Genomic DNA, 18,113 nt, shown 5'->3' on the forward strand with positions numbered 1-18,113 from the left:
TATTTTTGTGAAATTCCAAATTCCAATGAACAAGATTATCCTCATCGAAGACGAAACTAGTGTTGTATCTTTTATAAAAAAAGGACTTCAGGAAAACGGGTATGAAGTTTCCGTGGCTTTTGATGGTAAAACAGGAGTACAATTGGTACAGTCAAACGATTTCGATTTGGTCATTTTAGATATTATGTTGCCCGAAATGAATGGGTTGGATGTCTGTAAAGAAATCAGAAAAACAAATCAGCATGTTCCGATTTTATTCCTGACAGCGTTGGGAACTTCAGAAAATATTGTTCTTGGTTTAGAAAGTGGAGGAGATGATTATTTGGTTAAACCATTTAAATTCATTGAGTTAGTTGCTCGAATTAAATCTTTATTAAGAAGAAGCAATAACGGAAATATTACAGAAATTACTGAACCTGAAGTTGATAACGAATATGTCTATCAGTTTTCGGATCTAATTTTAAATGATTACACAAAAAAAGTCACACGAGCCGGAGAAGAAATTTCATTGACGTCTACAGAATATAAATTGCTGATGTATTTCCTTAATAATCCCGAAAAAGTAATTTCAAGGACTGAAGTTCTGGAAGCTGTTTGGGGTGTAAACTACGAATTGGGAACAAATGTTGTCGATGTTTATGTAAATTATTTAAGAAAAAAGCTGGATAATCAGGAAGATAATAAACTGATTCATACTGTAATAGGAATGGGTTATGTATTAAAAAAGCCTTAATGAATGTTTAATAGAGTTGTCACAAATCAGACCAAAACAATGGTGCTTCTGATGTTGGTTTTTACTGCTATCATATTGTTGTTCAGTGGATTGGTGTATTTTTCGATTGTCAACTTTTCGCATCAGAGATTTTACGAATTATTAAAAATAAGAACAACAACGATCGTTCAGATTGAAAAAAGCAAAGACGATCTTGATCTTCCGGAAAATTATATTTTAAATAGTTTAAACGACGAAGAGCTTCCGATGGAACGAGATTATGTTTTCGCAATTCCGACAGACTCCAATTATAAACACATTTCTCAGGAGGTTCATATTCCGGACTATTTTTTCAAGAGTATTGTAAAAAACGGAGAATCGAATTATAATGATAAAGAATTTTATTATATCGGTCAGACTTTCAGGCATGATGATAAAAATTATATTGCAATAGCTTCTGCCAAAAACCATTATGTGGTTTATTATTTGGGCTTTTTGAAGCGTACTTTGATAACCTGTATCGTACTTTCTCTGTTTTTCAGTATGATTTTCTCTTTTTATTTATCTAAAACTTTATTTAAGCCAATTCTAAAAATTACAGGAAAAGTAAAACAGATAAGCTCTGAAAACCTTCATTTACGCCTTGAAGCCCAACCGGATAATAAGGAATTAAACGAGTTGATAGACACCTTCAACGGAATGCTGAACCGTATCGAAACATCATTTGAAACGCAAAATCATCTTATTGGAAATGTTTCCCACGAATTGAGAACGCCTTTGACTTCAATTATGGGAGAAGCAGATGTTGCGCTTTCCATTTCCAGAACAAATGGCGAATACAAAGAAACACTGGGAATTATTCTTGATGAAGCCGAGAAATTAGACAAAAAGATCAAAGCTTTATTAATGATTGCCCAAACCGGATTCGATGGAAAAATCCAGAAAATAGATAAAGTGAGGATCGATCAGTTACTTTGGGACGTTATTGAAACATTAAGAAAGATTGATTCGAGAAATAATATCTATCTGGATATAAGCATGTTACCGGATAATCCGAAAAAACTGAAAGTTCAGGGGAATGAACAGTTATTGCATCTTGCAGTTACAAATATTATTCAGAATGGTTGCAAGTATTCTAATTTTCAACAGGTTAAAGTTTCTCTAGGCGCAACAGATACAGATGTTTACATCATCGTAAAAGATAACGGAATCGGAATTCCTGAAGAGGAAATGAATAAAATTTATGACCCGTTTTTCCGTGCATCGAACACTAAAAACTATGAAGGCTACGGAATCGGACTTCCTTTGGCAAGAAATATCGTAAGAATGCATCAAGGCGAGTTGATTGTAAGTTCTCATGAAAATCAAGGGACAACAGTACAATTGCGTTTCCCTAATTTTTACAGTACGCAGACTGAAGAAAAGCTAATGTAATTAAGATGCTTCGACAAGCTCAGCATGACATCGCTAAAAATATTCTGTTTAATCAAACATTTAGTATTAGAGATGTCATGCTGAGCTTGTCGAAGCATTTCACATAAAATTCAGTAGAAATCTTTTCCGCTATATTAACCATCATTAACAGTTTTCTAATCTCATTTTAATCTCATTAATCACATTTTAATTCCGTTCCAAAGGGCTTTTAATCTGGTCGCTTTAGTTTTGTATCATCGAAAAAGATAAATACGAACCTAAATCTTAAAAATATGACCAAAACGATTTTAATAGCCACAGATTATTCTCTTGAGTCTTTAAATATTTTGAAAAAGGTAATGAGAGAGAAAGATGCATCGGAAGACCAAAATCAATATAATGTTCTTTTGGTTTCAGGGTATGATATGGGAGATTCCATCAGAGATCTTTTGTTTAATACGAAAAGTACAATTTTCAACAAGCTTAGACCGCAGGAATTTTGCGATGCTTTTGGAATTATCAAAAATAAATATCCTCAATTGATCAATAAAATTGTCTGCGACATTTTCACGGGAAGCTTCCAAAGAACTTTCAATAATTATGTGAAAGCGGAAAATATTGAGGAAGCTTATTATTCTCCATCTATCAAAAGCAAAGGAAACGGAAAGTTTGACTTAATTCCTTACATCAAAAAATGCAAAGATCTTGAAACTCACGAAATTTCGGTTGAGGTTCGTAAAAGTCTTCCGGAAAAAGGAAGATTGGCGGAGATTTTTGTGGAAGCTTAAAATAATAAACTTTAAAAATTTTAAAAAATGTTAAGGAATTATAGTAACAGCAGAACGTTGGGAGACAACATTAGACTGGGAACGCTGACTGCCTTTACGGCGGGTACTATAAATATTGCTTCTCTACTAATATTTCTTTCGTTTACGTCGAATGTGACGGGACATTACGCCATTTTGGCGGCAGAGATCAGTAAAGGAAACTGGTCGCAGGTTGCAGTGGTGGGATTATGGATTTTTCTCTTCTTTTTAGGAGGTTTTGTATCCAATTTTATTGTTATTACTTTCAATAAAAAAAGTAAATATTTTGCTCATTCGATGCCTTTGATTCTGGAAATCATCTGTTTATTGTTTGTCGGAATTTACGGACAGTTTTATTATCAGAAGACATTGGAGGAAACGGAATATTTGGTTGCATTAATGTTATTCGCAACAGGTTTGCAGAATGGTTTAACGGCAAGTATTTCCAATTTCTCGGTAAAAACTACTCACCTTACGGGTACTACGACCGACTTGGGAATTTTGTTCTCGATGTTTACTCAGAAAAAATTTAGAAAGAATGGTGAATTAGTAGGAAGGGCTAAATTATTGTTGAGTATTATGTTTGCCTATGTTTTGGGAGCTGTTTTCTCGGGATTAACATATTATTATCTTGAATTCAGGGTTTTCTACGTGATTAGTTTGTGTTTGTTGGTTGTGATCGGGTATGATGCTTACAAAATTCACATCAGACATTTCCATACACAATACAGATACAGTAAGATTTATAAAAAGCCAAATTTAATTGCTTATTTGTATGACAAAATCCATGGAATTCCTGAGATTAAAACAACAATTAATGGGAAAAGAGACAAGAAAAGAAAGCTTGTGTTTGAAGATTAGAAATGATGAAGTTCGGGTTTTAGAGTTTTTAGATTTGAGTTTTAAATCACAATAAATCATAAATACTTTTTACACAACTGCATTTTACAAAAGGACAATATTAAATAAGAGATATAAATATCAGTATTAATTTTGTGTAAACTAGCTGTGAATCAATCCTCTAATTGTATGATGCAATTGGGGGATTGTGCTTTTTAGGAAATGTTGATAAACAGGACAATTTGGCTAAAATTGTGGTATGGCTAGGTTGTTGATATGTTGATAATTAAATTTTAATTCAGGCATTTATAGTTTTAATTCTTGTTTTGAATGACTATTTTTGTAAGTTGATTTACGTTTTTTATGTCAGATATTATTCAGCTTTTACCGGATCATGTAGCCAACCAAATTGCGGCAGGAGAAGTGGTGCAGAGACCTGCGTCCATTGTGAAAGAACTTTTGGAAAATGCCATCGATGCGGACTCTACGAAAATTGAGTTGATCGTAAGAGATGCGGGGAAAAATTTGATCCAGGTTGTTGATGACGGAAAAGGAATGTCCGAAACAGATGCTAGAATGGCATTTGAGAGGCATGCTACTTCCAAAATCAGAGGAACAGAAGATATTTTCAAAATTGCTACGAAAGGTTTTCGTGGCGAAGCTTTGGCTTCAATCGCAGCAGTTTCTCAGGTTGAATTAAGAACGAAACAGAAAGATGCAACGATCGGGACAAGTATTTATATTGAAGGAGGAGTTTTCCAGTTTCAGGATCCGACTCAGACCGCGGAAGGTTCCAATTTTTTGGTTAAAAACCTTTTCTATAACGTTCCGGCAAGAAGAAAGTTCCTTAAAAATAATAATATTGAATTCAGACACGTAATTGATGAATTTCAACGAATTGCGCTTGCTCATGAAACGTTGGAATTTTCATTATTTCATGATGATGAAGCGGTTTTCAGATTAAGAAAAGGAAGTCAGATGCAGCGTATTGTGGATATTTTCGGAAGAAAACTGCAGCCGCAATTGATTCCCATTAAAGAAGATATTATTTGGTGTAAACTTCACGGATTCGTTGCTAAACCTGAAGGAGCAAAGAAAACTAGAGGCGAACAGTTTCTTTTCGTTAACGGAAGATATTTTAAAAGTCCATATTTTAATAAAGCAGTTCAGGAAGCATTCGAAGGATTACTTTTGCCGGGATATATTCCAACATTTTTCCTTTTTCTGGAACTTGATCCCGAAAAGATTGATGTAAATATTCATCCGCAGAAAACGGAAGTTAAATTTGAAGATGAACATTTGATTTTCGCCTTACTTCGTTCCACAATAAAGAGATCTTTAGGAATTTATAACGTTTCACCAAGTCTTGATTTTGAAAGAGATCCTGAATTGGATGATATGATGCAAAAAACTTTTCCAAGTAAGGGCAACAGCGCAGGAGGAAGTGGATTTCTCAAAATGCCTGAAATTATCGTTGATAAAGATTACAATCCTTTTTTAGAAGAAAGAGGAGTGAAGCAGGCTGAAATTCAGAATCTTTCGGAAATGTATCATCAAAATATAACTGCGGAACCATCAAAGATCAATTTATTTGAAGATGAGGATTTTGATGAAGATCTTATGAGACTGCCTAACGGATATTGGTTATTCAACAAAGGTGACAGAACGCTGATGCTGGATTTGGGAAGAATGCACAGATTGCTGGTTTCCGAAAATACAAGACCTGTAAAAAAAGGAACAACAAACAGCCATGCATTGCTTTTTTCTTTGGAGTATCACATGAACGAAATTGAGAAAAATAAATACAAATCGATAAAAAAATACCTTCCGGAACTTGGTTTCGAGACAAGTGTTGCTCATGAAAGTGTCTTAAGAATTGATGCCGTTCCTGAAGGATTGAAAGAAACTCAGGTGATGAAATTCCTTGAAAATCTTTTTGAAATTCTGGAATACAAGACGGAAGAAGAATTTTTGCAGTTCTATCAAAATCAGTGGAATAAATTGCAATCAAAATCAAGGTTTGATTTCATATATAAAAATGATGCAGAACAATTGATTAAAGATTTTACAGCATTAGGTTTTCCGGAATTTTTACCAAATGGGAAAAGATGTTTTTTTGAAGTTCCATTTAATGATTTTAAGAATAAATTTTAGAAAATATGTTTAACAATTTGCCACCGCTTACGAGAAATATTATCATTATAAATATTGTTGTATATATCATTACAAATTTTTTCTTGTATGCTTTGAATAAGCCGGAATTATATAATATGCTATCTGCATACTATCCTTTTTCCCCTTTCTTTAAATCCTGGCAGATTATTACCTCTATGTTTATGCATGCTCCGTTTGCTGATGGTTCGGGATTGATGCATATATTTTTTAATATGTTTGTTTTGTATAATTTCTCTTTTTTAGAAAATATTTTAGGTGGAAAAAGATTCCTGATTCTTTATTTTTTGAGTGGAATTGGGGCTTATGCTTTATTTAATGCTTGGGAATTTGTACAGGTGGAAATGTTTGCGAGACAATTAGAAAGTTTAGGATTTAATATTTATGATTATTTTTCAGGAACCAATATGCAACTGAAAGGGTCTTCACAATCAATTGAAACGCAACAAACTTTAATAAGTAATATTATTAAAATAATTTCGAGCCCTCTTTTAGGTGCTTCAGGTGCTATTTTTGGGGTTGTGTCAGCTTTTGCTACAATTTTTCCGAATGCGAGAATGCAGATTTTATTTATTCCTTTTCCTATAAAAGCAAAGCATTTTTTAATATTCAGTGTTATTATTTCTATTTACTTGGGATATAATGGGGATGATAGTGGAACGGCTCATTTTGCCCACGTTGGTGGAGCTTTGGTTGGATTCATTTTGGCAAGAATTTGGAGAAAACATTTAAATAGATTTAATCCTCAATAGGATTTATGAAAATAGTTCGTCTCATTCTCCTGATTTTACATATAGGAATTTTCTTTCTATTGGTAGGAATGTTGCTAAATGCTTATGTTCCACCGAAGGTTTTTCCTTGGTTTAATTTGCTTTCTTTAGCTTTTCCGGGATTAATATTTGGATATGTTGTCATTACACTTTTCTGGATTTTCAGTTGGAAAAAACGGGCTTTTGTATTTCTGTTCTTAGGATTATTTTTTTTCAATTCTACAATGAGGTGGGTGAATTATTCCCCAACGAAGAATGAAACTCCCGATTTGAAGGTGATTTCTTTAAATGCTAAAAATGGAAATCTTGGAGTGAAAAACATTGAATCTTTTGTAAATGCCCAAAAAGCTGACGTTGTTCTATTACAAGAATATGGAGGAAATAGAGATTATCATTTTGAAGGGCTAAAAAGATTTCCTGATACGGCTATAGTTGCTGTTTTTTCAAAATTTAAAATTATTCAACATAAAGGATTGGTTAAAAGTAATTTTGATCATACTAATGTTTATGTAAGCCAAACAGATATTGATGTAAATGGAAACATCTGTCGTTTTATAAATGTTCATCTTCAGCCATTTAGATTTGAAAAAAAAATGATTAATCTTGGGGAAAATGATAAACAGGGAGAAGAAAAGCTGAAAAACATTGTTAAAAGGCTAATTCCTGTTTTCAAGATACATCAAGATGAAGTTGCAAATGTCAAAAAAGCTGTAGAAAATTCACCTTATCCTGTGATTTTGGCTGGAGATTTTAATTCTGTTCCAAATTCTTACGAATATTATCATCTTTTAAATGGGATGCAGGATTGTTTTGTAGAAGCAGGAAAAGGTAGTGCAACAAGCTTTCATGATTATAAATTTCCGATAAGGATAGACTATATTTTTGCTTCGAAATCTATCAAACCAATTAGTTATAAAGTAGATCGATCTGTGAAGATTTCTGATCATTTTCCTGTAATTGCGACTTTTAAACTGGAAAAGTAAATCACAAAAACAGTTAAAGTTTTTACCTTGGTAGGATTTTTGATGAAAAAATATGGTACCCTTAGACTGTATTCATGAAGCCGAGCCAGATATTACTATTCGCACATATTGCCGTTGCTGTTTTACTCCTATGTACATTAGGAAATGCTTGGATTCCGCCCAATTTTTTGGGTAATCTTAATCTTCTTTCTCTTGGGTTTCCCTATTTAATTTCACTTTACGTCATATTTACCCTTTTTTGGATTGTTAAAAGAAAAAAAGTTGCCATTGCTTTTGTTTTTGGGATTTTTCTATTTTATAACCCCATCCGAAGATGGATTAATTTCACACCAAAAACAGAAAATTTAAAGTCGATAAGAGACATTAAAGTGATTACTTTTAATGTAAAATATGGTGATTTTGGTTGGGATAAAGTAAAAAAATACATTACGGATCAAAATGCAGATATTATCCTGGTTCAGGAAAGAGATACGAATCGTGCTTTGAGACAGGATCTTGTGAAATATCCTTCAGTTATTTTAAAAACGAAACATAAGATTGTAAGACAGGAAGAATTAATTACCGACAAATCCAGAGGAAATTCTTTTTATGCAGATGTTGATATCAATGGAAAGATCATAAGAATCGTCAATGTTTATCTTGAGCCATTCAGATTACACAAATCTATGCTTCAGTTTGATGGTTTGGGAAAGGAAGTTGGGAAAATCAATACACTCCTTTCTCATATGACTCCAACGTTCAAGGCTCACGAAGATCAGATCAGGAAAATAAGAAAAGTAGTGGATCTTTCACCATATCCTGTTATTTTAGCAGGTGACTTTAATTCTGTGCCCAATTCTTATGAATATTATAATTTGGGGAAAGACCTACAAGATGCTTTTTTGGTGGCTGGAAACGGAAGTTCTTCAAGTTTTCACGATTATAAGGTTCCTTTGAGAATTGATTACATTTTCAGTTCAAAATCAATCATTCCTTTAAGCTATAAAGTTGATAATTCTGTACAATTATCGGATCATTATCCTGTAATTGCAGAATTTCTACTAAATTAGTTCCATGAAAAATTTACTTTTTGCAGCATTTATTTTTTCGGTATTGATGGTTTCCTGTTCTAAAAAAGAACCAGAAGATCTTTATCCAACCGACAGCGCAAAAGCAAGTTACGATACAGTCGCCATCGATTCTTTTTCAAATGGTGCAACTTCCGTTGATATTGTCCGACAGATCAAAATGTCTTCGCAAAAATATCAGGATTCTGTGAAAGAGGCTTTAAAACTTCAGGAACAAGAGAAAAAGTTGAAAGAAGAACTTGAAAAAGAAAATAAAAAGAAAGCAGACGATGAAAAGAAAAAAGCGGATGACGAGAAAAAACAGAAATCCACTGAAAAACCAACGGCTGCAGAAGTAAAAACCGACTAATATTTATTAAAGAAATACATTTAAAAAATTATAATCGTATGAAAAAAAGCATTTTATCAGCATTAATGATCGCAACTGTAGTTGTATCATGTACAAAATCAACATCAAAAACTGAAAAAATTGAAAATCCGGATGGTTCAGTAACGATTACAACATCTACTGAAAGTCAGACAGGAATTGATGTGGATACTGCAAAAATAAATCAGACAAAAGAAAATGTAAAAGCAAAAGCGGACGAGGCGGGAAATAAAATAGAAGCTGCCACTCAGAATGCTAAGGATAAGATCGATGCTACTGCAGACAAAGCAAAGCAGGATCTTCACAAAGCGGGGCAGGATATTAAATCTGAAGCCGATAAAGTTGGAAAAGATATCAAACAAGGTGCTCAAGACGTAGGAAAAGATGTTAAAAGTACAGCCGCAAAAGGAGCTTCAAAAGTAGAAGAAGGAGCAAAGAAACTGAAAGAAAATTTGAATAAATAATTCATTTTTGATAATAAAAAGAAAACCGCAGTGAATTCTGCGGTTTTTTTATTTGTTTAATTCTAATAGAGGATCAATATATTCTCTGTCATTGCTCAGTCTTGGAACTTTATTCTGTCCGCCAAGTTTTCCTTTGGATTCCAGCCAATTGTAGAATAGTTTTTCTTTGGCAATATGAACAATTGGGCGCTTTAAAGTTATATTATTATAACGCTTTGCTTCATAATCGGAGTTGATGGATTTCAGGTGACCATCAAAGATATCAATAAAACGTTCTAAATCGTGCGGTTTTTCACAGAATTCGAAAATCCATTCATGAGCCCCACCTTCGTTTTCTTTCATGAAAACAGGCGCTCCTGTGAAGTCTGAAACCGCCGAATTGGTAGCTTCACAAGCTTTGGAAAGAGCAGATTCTACATTCGTAATCATTAGTTCTTCTCCAAAAGCATTAATATAATGTTTCGTTCGTCCCGTAATTTTAATTCTGAAAGGATTAACTGATGTAAAAACAACAGTATCGCCAATTAAATATCTCCATAAACCTCCATTGGTAGTAATCACCATTGCGTAATTTTTTCCGACTTCTACATCTTCTAAACTTACAACTTTTGGATTTGAATAATGAAATTGATCCATCGGAATAAATTCATAGAAAATTCCGTAATCAAGCATTAAAAGCATTTCATCACTATTCGGTCTGTCCTGAATTCCAAAAAAGCCTTCGGAAGCGTTATAGATTTCATAGTAATTGATATTTTTCCCGATAATTTGTTTGAACTGTTCTTTGTAAGGCTTAAAGCTAATTCCGCCATGAAAGAAAACCTCAAGATTTGGCCATAATTCTGAAATGTTTTTAACATCGGTTTCTTTTAATACTCTCTGTAAAAGTACCATCATCCAGCTTGGAACGCCCAAAATACTCCCGACATCTTCATTTTTTACTTCTGAAGTGATTGCCTTAAGCTTGCTTTCCCATTCTCCCATTAAAGAAACCTTTTTACTTGGAGTGGTGGTAATTTCTACCCAAAACGGAAGATTATCAATTAAAATAGCAGATAGATCGCCAAATTTTGTATTGAAATCCGCATATAATTCCGAACTTCCGCCTAAACGTAAATTTTTATAATTAAAAAGCTGATTTTCCGGATGATTATTAGCATAAATCGAAACCATATCTTTTCCGGCTTTCATGTGGCAGTATTCCAGACTTTCCGCAGAAATTGGAATAAATTTACTTCTGGCATTCGTTGTTCCGGAAGATTTTGCAAAATGCTTGATATAACCAGGCCAGCTTACATCTTTCTGTCCCTGTCTCGCTTTTTCAATATAAGGCTCCATTTCTTCGTAGGTAACGACCGGAACTTTGTTTTTAAAGTCCTGATAACTCGAAATAGAATTAAATCCATACTTTCTGCCATATTCCGTATCCTCGGCATGAAATAGTTGGGAAAATAAGATACCTTTCTGTGTTTCAATAGGATGATCCATAAAATTCTGAATCTGATCTATCCTTTGTCGGATAAACCAATTGACTACAGTATTGAAAAGTGCTTTTGTTGCCATTTAAACAAATATAATAATTTTTATATTTTGTCAAAATTTAAAAGCGTATTATCTTATCTTTTAAAAATATTAATGAAATTAATCTCAAAGTATTGTTTCAAAAAGAGTTTTCCAAATCCAGATCTTAAATTAATTCATCCCAGGATAATGTCTCTTTATTTGTTTCGCCAGAATTTGTAACTAAAATCTGAACACCATCTTTTGTCATTAAAATCTTAATCATAACATCCGGACTGCCGATAAGATCATCTATATCTTTAATATCATATTTAGAAAGCTCTTCAGTGGTATACATACCTGAAATAATCATAAATACAATGGAATCTACTGTAGAAAGAAAATTATCTCTGCTGATATAGTCTTTATCAGAATCCGCTGTAATGAGTATCTGAACAGATTTGTCGGTTTTATTAGAAAGTAAATTGATTTGTTTAAAGCTGAATTTCTGTGGTGTTACTGTTACTAAATCTTTAAGAAGCTTTTCTTTGTTTTCTTTAGTAAGTTGAGCGTTTCCAAAAGAAAAAAAGAATAAAGAAATTAATAAAATAAATCTTGTTTTCATTATTATGATTTTGAATGTAAATATAAAAAAACCGCTACAAATTTGTAACGGTTTTATATTTCGATTTATTGTTTCTTAGCAATACTCGTCATAAGCAGCCTGAAGGTTTGCGGCAATTGCTCCTGCAGGATTTCCTTCAATGTGGTGTCTTTCAAGCATATGAACCAATTCTCCGTCTTTGAAAAGTGCTACACAAGGTGAGCTTGGAGGGAATGGAGCAAGGTGCTTTCTAGCTTCTGATACAGCTTCTGTGTCGAAACCAGCAAAAACAGTCGTTAAATGATCAGGTTTTTTGTCTCCTGTCAAAGAATATACAACTCCAGGTCTTGCAGCTCCTGCAGCACATCCGCATACAGAGTTGATCACCAATAGAGTAGTTCCTGATTGTTTTAATGCTTCTTCTACCTGTACCGGAGTTGTCAAGTCTTCGAAACCTTTATCTGTAAGTTCAGCCTTCATCGGCAGTACTAAATCTTGTGGATACATATTTTTGTTTTTTGTAAAGTACAAATTTAAGCATTTCTTTACTTTTCATCAATACATAAAAACTATTAATACTTTTGTTAAATAAAATGTATTGAATATTAATTGTTTAATAATATTTGTTTTTTAATACCATTTTTTAGTTAAATATTAAAAATAATTACTAAATTTGAAAAGATTCTGAAAACAATTGACCATGAAAAAACATTTACACTCATCCCTCGATTTTAATCACCCCATTCAATTCTGCCTAAATTGTAGGATTGATTGAATCGTTATCAGAAAATAAATGAAGCCCGAAACTGAAAAGTCTCGGGCTTCTTTAATCAAATCGATATGCAAAGGTTGAATATCCAATATAAATAATTGATAAATGATGATTGAAAATCGATATCAAACATCATTTATAATCTACCAATTATATTATGAAAGCAGCTTCTTCGCCATCTCGGAAATACTTTTTCCGTCTGACTTTCCTGCAAATGTTTTTGAAGCTACTCCCATTACTTTTCCTAAATCTTTCATAGATTCAGCACCGGTTTCAGCGATAATATTTTTCATTTCTGCTTCTAATTCTTCTGCAGAAAGCTGTTTTGGTAAAAATTGCTCAATAATTTTCATCTGAGCATCTTCTACTTCGGCAAGGTCATTTCTTCCCTGTGCCGCAAACTGATCGTAAGAATCCTTACGTTGTTTTACCATTCTCTGAAGAATAGCAATTTCCTGTTCTGCCGTAACTTCTGCTCCTCTAGCTTCTGTTTTCAGCAATAATATTTGAGATTTTACAGCTCGAAGAGAATCCAAAGCAACTTTATCTTTGGCTCTCATTGCTGTTTTTATAGCTTCGCTTATTATATTTTCTAAACTCATGGTTTTGGCTTTAGGCTTTGGGCTATAAGCAATAGGCTAAAAATACTTTTATATAAAAGCTTACGGCTTATTGCTTATCGCTTACTGCAATTTAATCAACGTCTTTATTTAAAAATCTATTTTCTCTGATCTGCATGTTTCCGTTGTTATCAGACAAATAGGTATTAATATTTTGGTCTGATGCATTGTTTCCGTCAATAGAAATATTTTTTCTTTTGAATGCAGGAATAGATTCGAATTCGCTTGAGCTGTCAAAACTCTGATAACGTGAATTGAATTCTTTTAATTTATTTCTTCTTTCGATTACTCTTTCCTGATCAACGGTTTTATTCACAAAAGTGAATTCTTCTTCCGAAGGTTTTGGAGTCTCGATTTCTATTTTATTTTCAACAACGGGTTCTTCCTTTAAATGCTGGAAAAAATGCTCAACTTTTTGAAGAGGCTCTTCTGTTAATTGATTCACTTCATTTGAAGTCGCAAATTCGGCTTTTGGCTGCCCAAAATCAGACTTTGGTTCGTTCTTTACAGGTTCGTTCACAAAGAAGCTGAATTCAACGGGTTTTTCCTCTGAATAAGAGTTGTTGAAAGTATTCGACTGTGGTTCTTCTTTTTTATTATCAAAATCAAACTTGAAAGATTCAATTTCCAAATCATTTGGATCCTCTGCTCCTTCGTCATCAGAAGAGAACAATGTGAAAGACTGATCTTCCTGTTCATCTTCATTTCTCCAGCTCTGATTTGAGTTGTCAGACGTATTTGCTTGTTTATCAAAGAAGTTGATCTCAGTTTTTATCTCCTCACTCTCAATAGTCATTTTTTTTTCAACAGACGTAACACCGAATTTTGGTGTATCGCTATCTTCATCGTCTAATCTGAAAAGGCTTTTTCCGCCGAAATCATAACCTTGTTCGGAAGATGATTCTCTCTGCTCTCTTGTCTTGAAAGGCGATTCTTTCTGGCTGTCAAAATTATCATTTAAGCTGATTCTGATCTTTTCAGTCGGCCCTGCAAACTTTTTATCATCATTTGAAAAACCTGTAGCAATTACAAGAACGCTTACAGAATCTCCTAATTCTTCGTCTGCACCCACCCCAAAAATAATATCAGCAGTATGTCCTGCTTCTTTTTGGATATGATCCATGATTACTCCGATCTCGTCCATCGTCACTTCTTCTGCACCGCTTCTGATTAACAAAAGAACGTTTTTCGCGCCTGTAATTTTGTTGTCGTTCAATAATGGAGAATCCAGAGCTTTTCTTACGGCTTCCTCTGCTTTATTTTCACCTGAAGCAATTCCTGTAGACATCAACGCTGTTCCTGAATTCTGAAGCACAGATTTGGCATCTCTAAAGTCAATGTTTACATCAAAGTAACCTGTAATAACTTCCGCCATCCCTTTTGCAGCGTTTGTTAACACTTCATCGGCTTTTGAGAATCCCTGTTTGAAGCCAAGATTTCCGAATTGCTGTCTTAATTTATCATTGTTGATGACAATTAGTGAATCAACATTATTTCTTAATTTATCAAGACCGTTTTCAGCTTGTTCAAGTCTTCTTTTACCTTCAAAACTGAAAGGAACCGTAACAATACCTACGGTAAGAATTCCCATGTCTTTTGCTACTTTAGCAATAACGGGAGCAGCACCAGTTCCTGTACCACCGCCCATTCCGGCAGTAATGAAGACCATTTTTGTATTCTGTCCCATTGCAGCCTTGATCTCTTCAATGCTTTCAATAGCTGATTTTTCACCAACTTCAGGATCGGCACCCGCGCCAAGACCTTCCGTGATGGTAGTTCCCAACTGTACTTTGTTGGCAACCGGGTTATTATCTAGAGTTTGTGCGTCTGTATTACAAATCACGAAATCTACTCCGTGAATACCTTTTTCGTACATGTGCTTCAGCGCATTGTTTCCACCGCCTCCTACACCGATTACTTTGATGATCGACGAATTTCCTTTTGGCAAATCAAATGAAAATCCTTGTGTACCTATATTTTCCATAACTTTTCTTTTAATAATTGATAATCGATTAATGATAATTGAGCCATCATTCACATCTTATCATTTTATCATTTATATTTTTTACTCTACTTCTTCAAAGAATTTTTTTACTTTTTCCATCAGCGACTGCCCAAAAGTCAGTTTTGCTGCTCGTTTCTGCTGCTGCTCGTTTACAACTTCCTGCTGCTGAAGAGGCTCGGCTTGCTGTACAGGCTGTACCGTTTCAATCGGAGTTGCCACAGTATCAGCTTTTTGTTGCGGCTGAGCTTGCTCCTGAATCATTTCTTCAACTTCAGCAATCTGTTTTTTATCTCTGATCTTCAAACTTTCCATTAATAAACCAATAGAAGTTGCAAATTCAGGTCCTTTAAGATACTGATTTTTATCGTTCGCAATGTATTCATTTGCAAAACCTATTCTACTGTCGAATCCAGTGGTATAATTAGCCAGCTGACGAAGGTGTTTAAGGTTTGATCCACCACCGGTCAGTACGATACCTGCAATTAGCTTTTTCTTCTGTTCAAAGGCTCCGTAGGCTTTTAATTCAGTGTTTACCATTTCCAAAATTTCTTCCACTCTCGCATTGATAATTTGTGCTAAAGTTTTTAATGAAATTTCTTTATCCGGTCTTCCGTGAAGTCCCGGAATGGTAACATATGTACTGTCTTTTTCCAATTCAGGAACTGCAGAACCGAATTTTACCTTTAATTGTTCGGCATGTTTTTCAATAATTGAACAGCCTTCTTTGATATCCTCCGTAATAATTCCGCCACCGTAAGGAATGACGCAAGTATGACGAATGATATTATCTTTAAAAATAGCGATATCTGTTGTACCACCACCAATATCTACAATAGCAACACCTGCTTCTTTTTCTTCTTTTGTAAGAACGGCTTCTGAAGAAGCCAATGGTTCCAAGGTAAGAGCTTCCATCTCCAATCCTGCTTCACGAACACATCTTGCAATATTTCGGATGCTTCCCATCTGTCCAACTACAACGTGGAAATTTGCTTCCAGACGTTTTCCGTGCATCCCGACAGGTTCCTGAATTTCACCTTCGGAATCCACTTTATATTCCTGGGGAAGAACATGGATAATTTCTTCTCCGGGAAGCATGACCAGTTTCTTGACTTGATCTTTTAATGCTTCTATGTCGTCATCTGTAATAAATTTATCAGGATGTTCACGCATAATATAATCGGAGTGCTGCAGAGAACGGATATGTTTTCCTGCAATCCCAACCGTAACTTTACGGATAGGAACTCCAGCGCTGGATTGTGCCTCAGACACAGCAGCTTTGATTGAATTAATAGTTTGCGAAATATTATTCACAATACCTTTGTGAACACCAAGACTCTTAGCTTTTCCAACACCGAGAACTTCTATCTTCCCGTGTGCATTCCTCCTTCCGACAATCGCGACAATCTTTGTTGTCCCAATGTCCAGACCTACTGAATACTCTTGATTTTCCATTTTTTATATCGATTTGATTTTTATTCTATTTTAACTTTTGCCTTTGTCTTCGGCTTTGCTGCCGTTGGTTTCTTCTCTGTTTTCTTGTTTTCTTTTGGCTTGGTTACTGTTTTTGGTTTTGTGTTTTGTTTTGGTTTTAATGGAGTTGAGCTTGGTTTTTTAGTTTCTTTTTTGGGTTCAGACAATTTTGGCTTATCATCTGTTTTTTTTACAGGAATCACTGGCGTTTTTGCCAGTTCTTTGTTTCCTGCTTTTAAAATACTGTCGTTTTCTTTAAAATAAGGATTTAGAGTTGTTACAATCTGATTCTGGTATTTCACAGAAACCATGTTGTATTTTTGCGGATCCTGATATACAAGATATTTCTCTACAAAAGTTTTAAAACCTTTTACTTTAAAGTCGATATTATCTAAATCTCCTATTTCTACTCTGTAATTTCCTTCGCTTGTCAGAAGATTATAATCGCCGTTTTTATCTTTTGAAATTCCGATAAAATATTTTTTGCTGAAATCATCTTTATCGATTTTTTCAACTAATTCTGCCAGTTTTTCATATTCGTCTTTTTTCACATTGCCCGTCACAAGCATACAGGGATGAGAATATGTTTTTGAGATAGGGAATTCGATACCTCTTTCATCAACATAAAAGTCTCTTCCTTCTTTATTTAACCTGAAAATCGGCACTCTTTGCTTAATGTCTAAATTTAGCTTTCCGTTTAAATTTAAATAAACATTTGCGCTGTCAACTGCCGAAAGATTATTAATCTTCTTTTCCAAAGCCGGAATATTTAAATCACCAACTTTTCCTGAAGGATTTTCTTTTTTTACAATCTCACGGATATCTTTTTCATCGATGAAATAGACAGGAGTTTTGTCATTCATTTTTACAGAAATCTCATTGTCCGTAATCTTCTGTCCGCTGAATTTCTTCAAAGAGAAACTCAACAGGAATCCTAGAATGATTACTGTAATGGCAATTTTTAATATTCTGTATTTATTTTTCATTTTGTCTATTAGCTTTTTTAACGCTATGTTCGCAAGGATTTATTTTAATTTTATTACTTATTATTTTCGTTCGCAAAGGCGTTTCACTCAGCAAATGATAACTGAAAATATTTTTACAATTTTAGTTTTTACTTATATGTGATATTTAAATCAATCTTTTTATTCTATAATTTGTTTACTGCTCTTTTTACTCCGTCTTTAAATAAAGTAGAATAAAAATTTAAAATCATTCCCAATTTCATTTCTGTAACTCTTAAATAATTAAGAAGTTGAAAAAAATGATATCTATTAATTTCCGGAACTGCTTTTACTTCTATAATTACTTTATTTTCAATCAATAAATCAACTCTAAATGCTTTATCAACAATCAAACCTTCATAATTGATGCTGATGTCTTTTTGACTTTCAATGCTAAGTCCACTATTTTTCAATTCGTAAATTAAACATTGTTCATAAACATTTTCATAGAGCCCAATTCCAAGTTTACGATGCACTTTCATCCCTGCATCAAAAACTACGTTTGATATTTCATTTTCTGTCATTTGTGTGTTTTTAATTACTC

18 protein-coding genes are annotated in these 18,113 nt (G+C 33.8%); 10 read left to right on the plus strand and 8 right to left on the minus strand.

The features are described from left to right. Window positions 1-25 precede the first annotated feature (25 nt). From ABD940_RS10205 to ABD940_RS10250, 10 genes are all read left to right on the plus strand, one after another. Complete coding sequence (locus tag ABD940_RS10205) at window positions 26-733, plus strand: response regulator transcription factor (protein WP_345203202.1); 708 nt, start codon at window positions 26-28, stop codon at window positions 731-733. 3 nt (window positions 734-736) lie between these two features. Then, on the plus strand, window positions 737-2,146 hold the full coding sequence (locus ABD940_RS10210) for a sensor histidine kinase (protein WP_345203204.1): 1,410 nt from the start codon (window positions 737-739) through the stop codon (window positions 2,144-2,146). Window positions 2,147-2,418: 272 nt separating this feature from the next. Further along, on the plus strand, window positions 2,419-2,913 hold the full coding sequence (locus tag ABD940_RS10215; protein WP_345203207.1) for a hypothetical protein: 495 nt from the start codon (window positions 2,419-2,421) through the stop codon (window positions 2,911-2,913). A 27-nt stretch (window positions 2,914-2,940) separates the two neighbouring features. After that, the gene (locus ABD940_RS10220) at window positions 2,941-3,792 is read left to right on the plus strand and encodes a YoaK family protein (RefSeq protein WP_345203209.1); all 852 of its coding nucleotides are present in this window, start codon (window positions 2,941-2,943) and stop codon (window positions 3,790-3,792) included. 342 nt (window positions 3,793-4,134) lie between these two features. Then, entirely contained in the window at window positions 4,135-5,925 is a 1,791-nt protein-coding gene (gene mutL / locus ABD940_RS10225) for a DNA mismatch repair endonuclease MutL (RefSeq protein WP_345203211.1), read from the plus strand. A 5-nt stretch (window positions 5,926-5,930) separates the two neighbouring features. Continuing rightward, window positions 5,931-6,695, plus strand: coding sequence for a rhomboid family intramembrane serine protease (locus tag ABD940_RS10230; protein WP_345203213.1), 765 nt, complete (start codon window positions 5,931-5,933; stop codon window positions 6,693-6,695). A 5-nt stretch (window positions 6,696-6,700) separates the two neighbouring features. Further along, entirely contained in the window at window positions 6,701-7,696 is a 996-nt protein-coding gene (locus ABD940_RS10235) for an endonuclease/exonuclease/phosphatase family protein (protein ID WP_345203215.1), read from the plus strand. Window positions 7,697-7,770: 74 nt separating this feature from the next. After that, window positions 7,771-8,745, plus strand: a complete 975-nt coding sequence (locus ABD940_RS10240) for an endonuclease/exonuclease/phosphatase family protein (RefSeq protein ID WP_345203217.1) — start codon at window positions 7,771-7,773, stop codon at window positions 8,743-8,745. Window positions 8,746-8,749: 4 nt separating this feature from the next. After that, a complete protein-coding gene (locus ABD940_RS10245; RefSeq protein WP_345203220.1) occupies window positions 8,750-9,112 on the plus strand; it encodes a hypothetical protein in 363 nt (120 codons plus the stop codon). 38 nt (window positions 9,113-9,150) lie between these two features. Next, window positions 9,151-9,594: a hypothetical protein gene (locus ABD940_RS10250; protein WP_345203222.1), complete on the plus strand. Its 444-nt coding sequence runs from the start codon at window positions 9,151-9,153 to the stop codon at window positions 9,592-9,594. Window positions 9,595-9,642: 48 nt separating this feature from the next. On the opposite strand, the gene ABD940_RS10255 is transcribed toward ABD940_RS10250, so the two are convergent. The 8 genes from ABD940_RS10255 to ABD940_RS10290 all read right to left on the minus strand — a co-directional run bounded on the left by ABD940_RS10255 (window position 9,643) and on the right by ABD940_RS10290 (window position 18,093). Continuing rightward, window positions 9,643-11,157 carry a GH3 auxin-responsive promoter family protein gene (locus ABD940_RS10255; RefSeq protein WP_345203225.1) on the minus strand — a complete coding sequence of 505 codons (1,515 nt, stop codon included), beginning with the start codon at window positions 11,155-11,157 and terminating at the stop codon, window positions 9,643-9,645. A 124-nt stretch (window positions 11,158-11,281) separates the two neighbouring features. Next, window positions 11,282-11,719, minus strand: a complete 438-nt coding sequence (locus tag ABD940_RS10260; protein WP_345203228.1) for a hypothetical protein — start codon at window positions 11,717-11,719, stop codon at window positions 11,282-11,284. A 75-nt stretch (window positions 11,720-11,794) separates the two neighbouring features. Continuing rightward, the gene (locus ABD940_RS10265; protein ID WP_345203230.1) at window positions 11,795-12,205 is read right to left on the minus strand and encodes a BrxA/BrxB family bacilliredoxin; all 411 of its coding nucleotides are present in this window, start codon (window positions 12,203-12,205) and stop codon (window positions 11,795-11,797) included. Window positions 12,206-12,625: 420 nt separating this feature from the next. Next, window positions 12,626-13,072, minus strand: a complete 447-nt coding sequence (locus ABD940_RS10270) for a GatB/YqeY domain-containing protein (protein WP_345203232.1) — start codon at window positions 13,070-13,072, stop codon at window positions 12,626-12,628. Window positions 13,073-13,163: 91 nt separating this feature from the next. Further along, window positions 13,164-15,074: a cell division protein FtsZ gene (gene ftsZ, locus ABD940_RS10275; RefSeq protein WP_345203234.1), complete on the minus strand. Its 1,911-nt coding sequence runs from the start codon at window positions 15,072-15,074 to the stop codon at window positions 13,164-13,166. Window positions 15,075-15,155: 81 nt separating this feature from the next. After that, a complete protein-coding gene (ftsA, locus tag ABD940_RS10280) occupies window positions 15,156-16,547 on the minus strand; it encodes a cell division protein FtsA (RefSeq protein ID WP_345203236.1) in 1,392 nt (463 codons plus the stop codon). A gap of 20 nt (window positions 16,548-16,567) precedes the next feature. Beyond that, window positions 16,568-17,551, minus strand: coding sequence for a cell division protein FtsQ/DivIB (locus ABD940_RS10285; protein WP_345203239.1), 984 nt, complete (start codon window positions 17,549-17,551; stop codon window positions 16,568-16,570). A gap of 164 nt (window positions 17,552-17,715) precedes the next feature. After that, window positions 17,716-18,093: a GxxExxY protein gene (locus tag ABD940_RS10290; RefSeq protein WP_345203241.1), complete on the minus strand. Its 378-nt coding sequence runs from the start codon at window positions 18,091-18,093 to the stop codon at window positions 17,716-17,718. Window positions 18,094-18,113 lie beyond the last annotated feature (20 nt).

It is taken from the genome of Chryseobacterium ginsengisoli, from assembly GCF_039542325.1.
Lineage (GTDB): Bacteria > Bacteroidota > Bacteroidia > Flavobacteriales > Weeksellaceae > Chryseobacterium > Chryseobacterium ginsengisoli.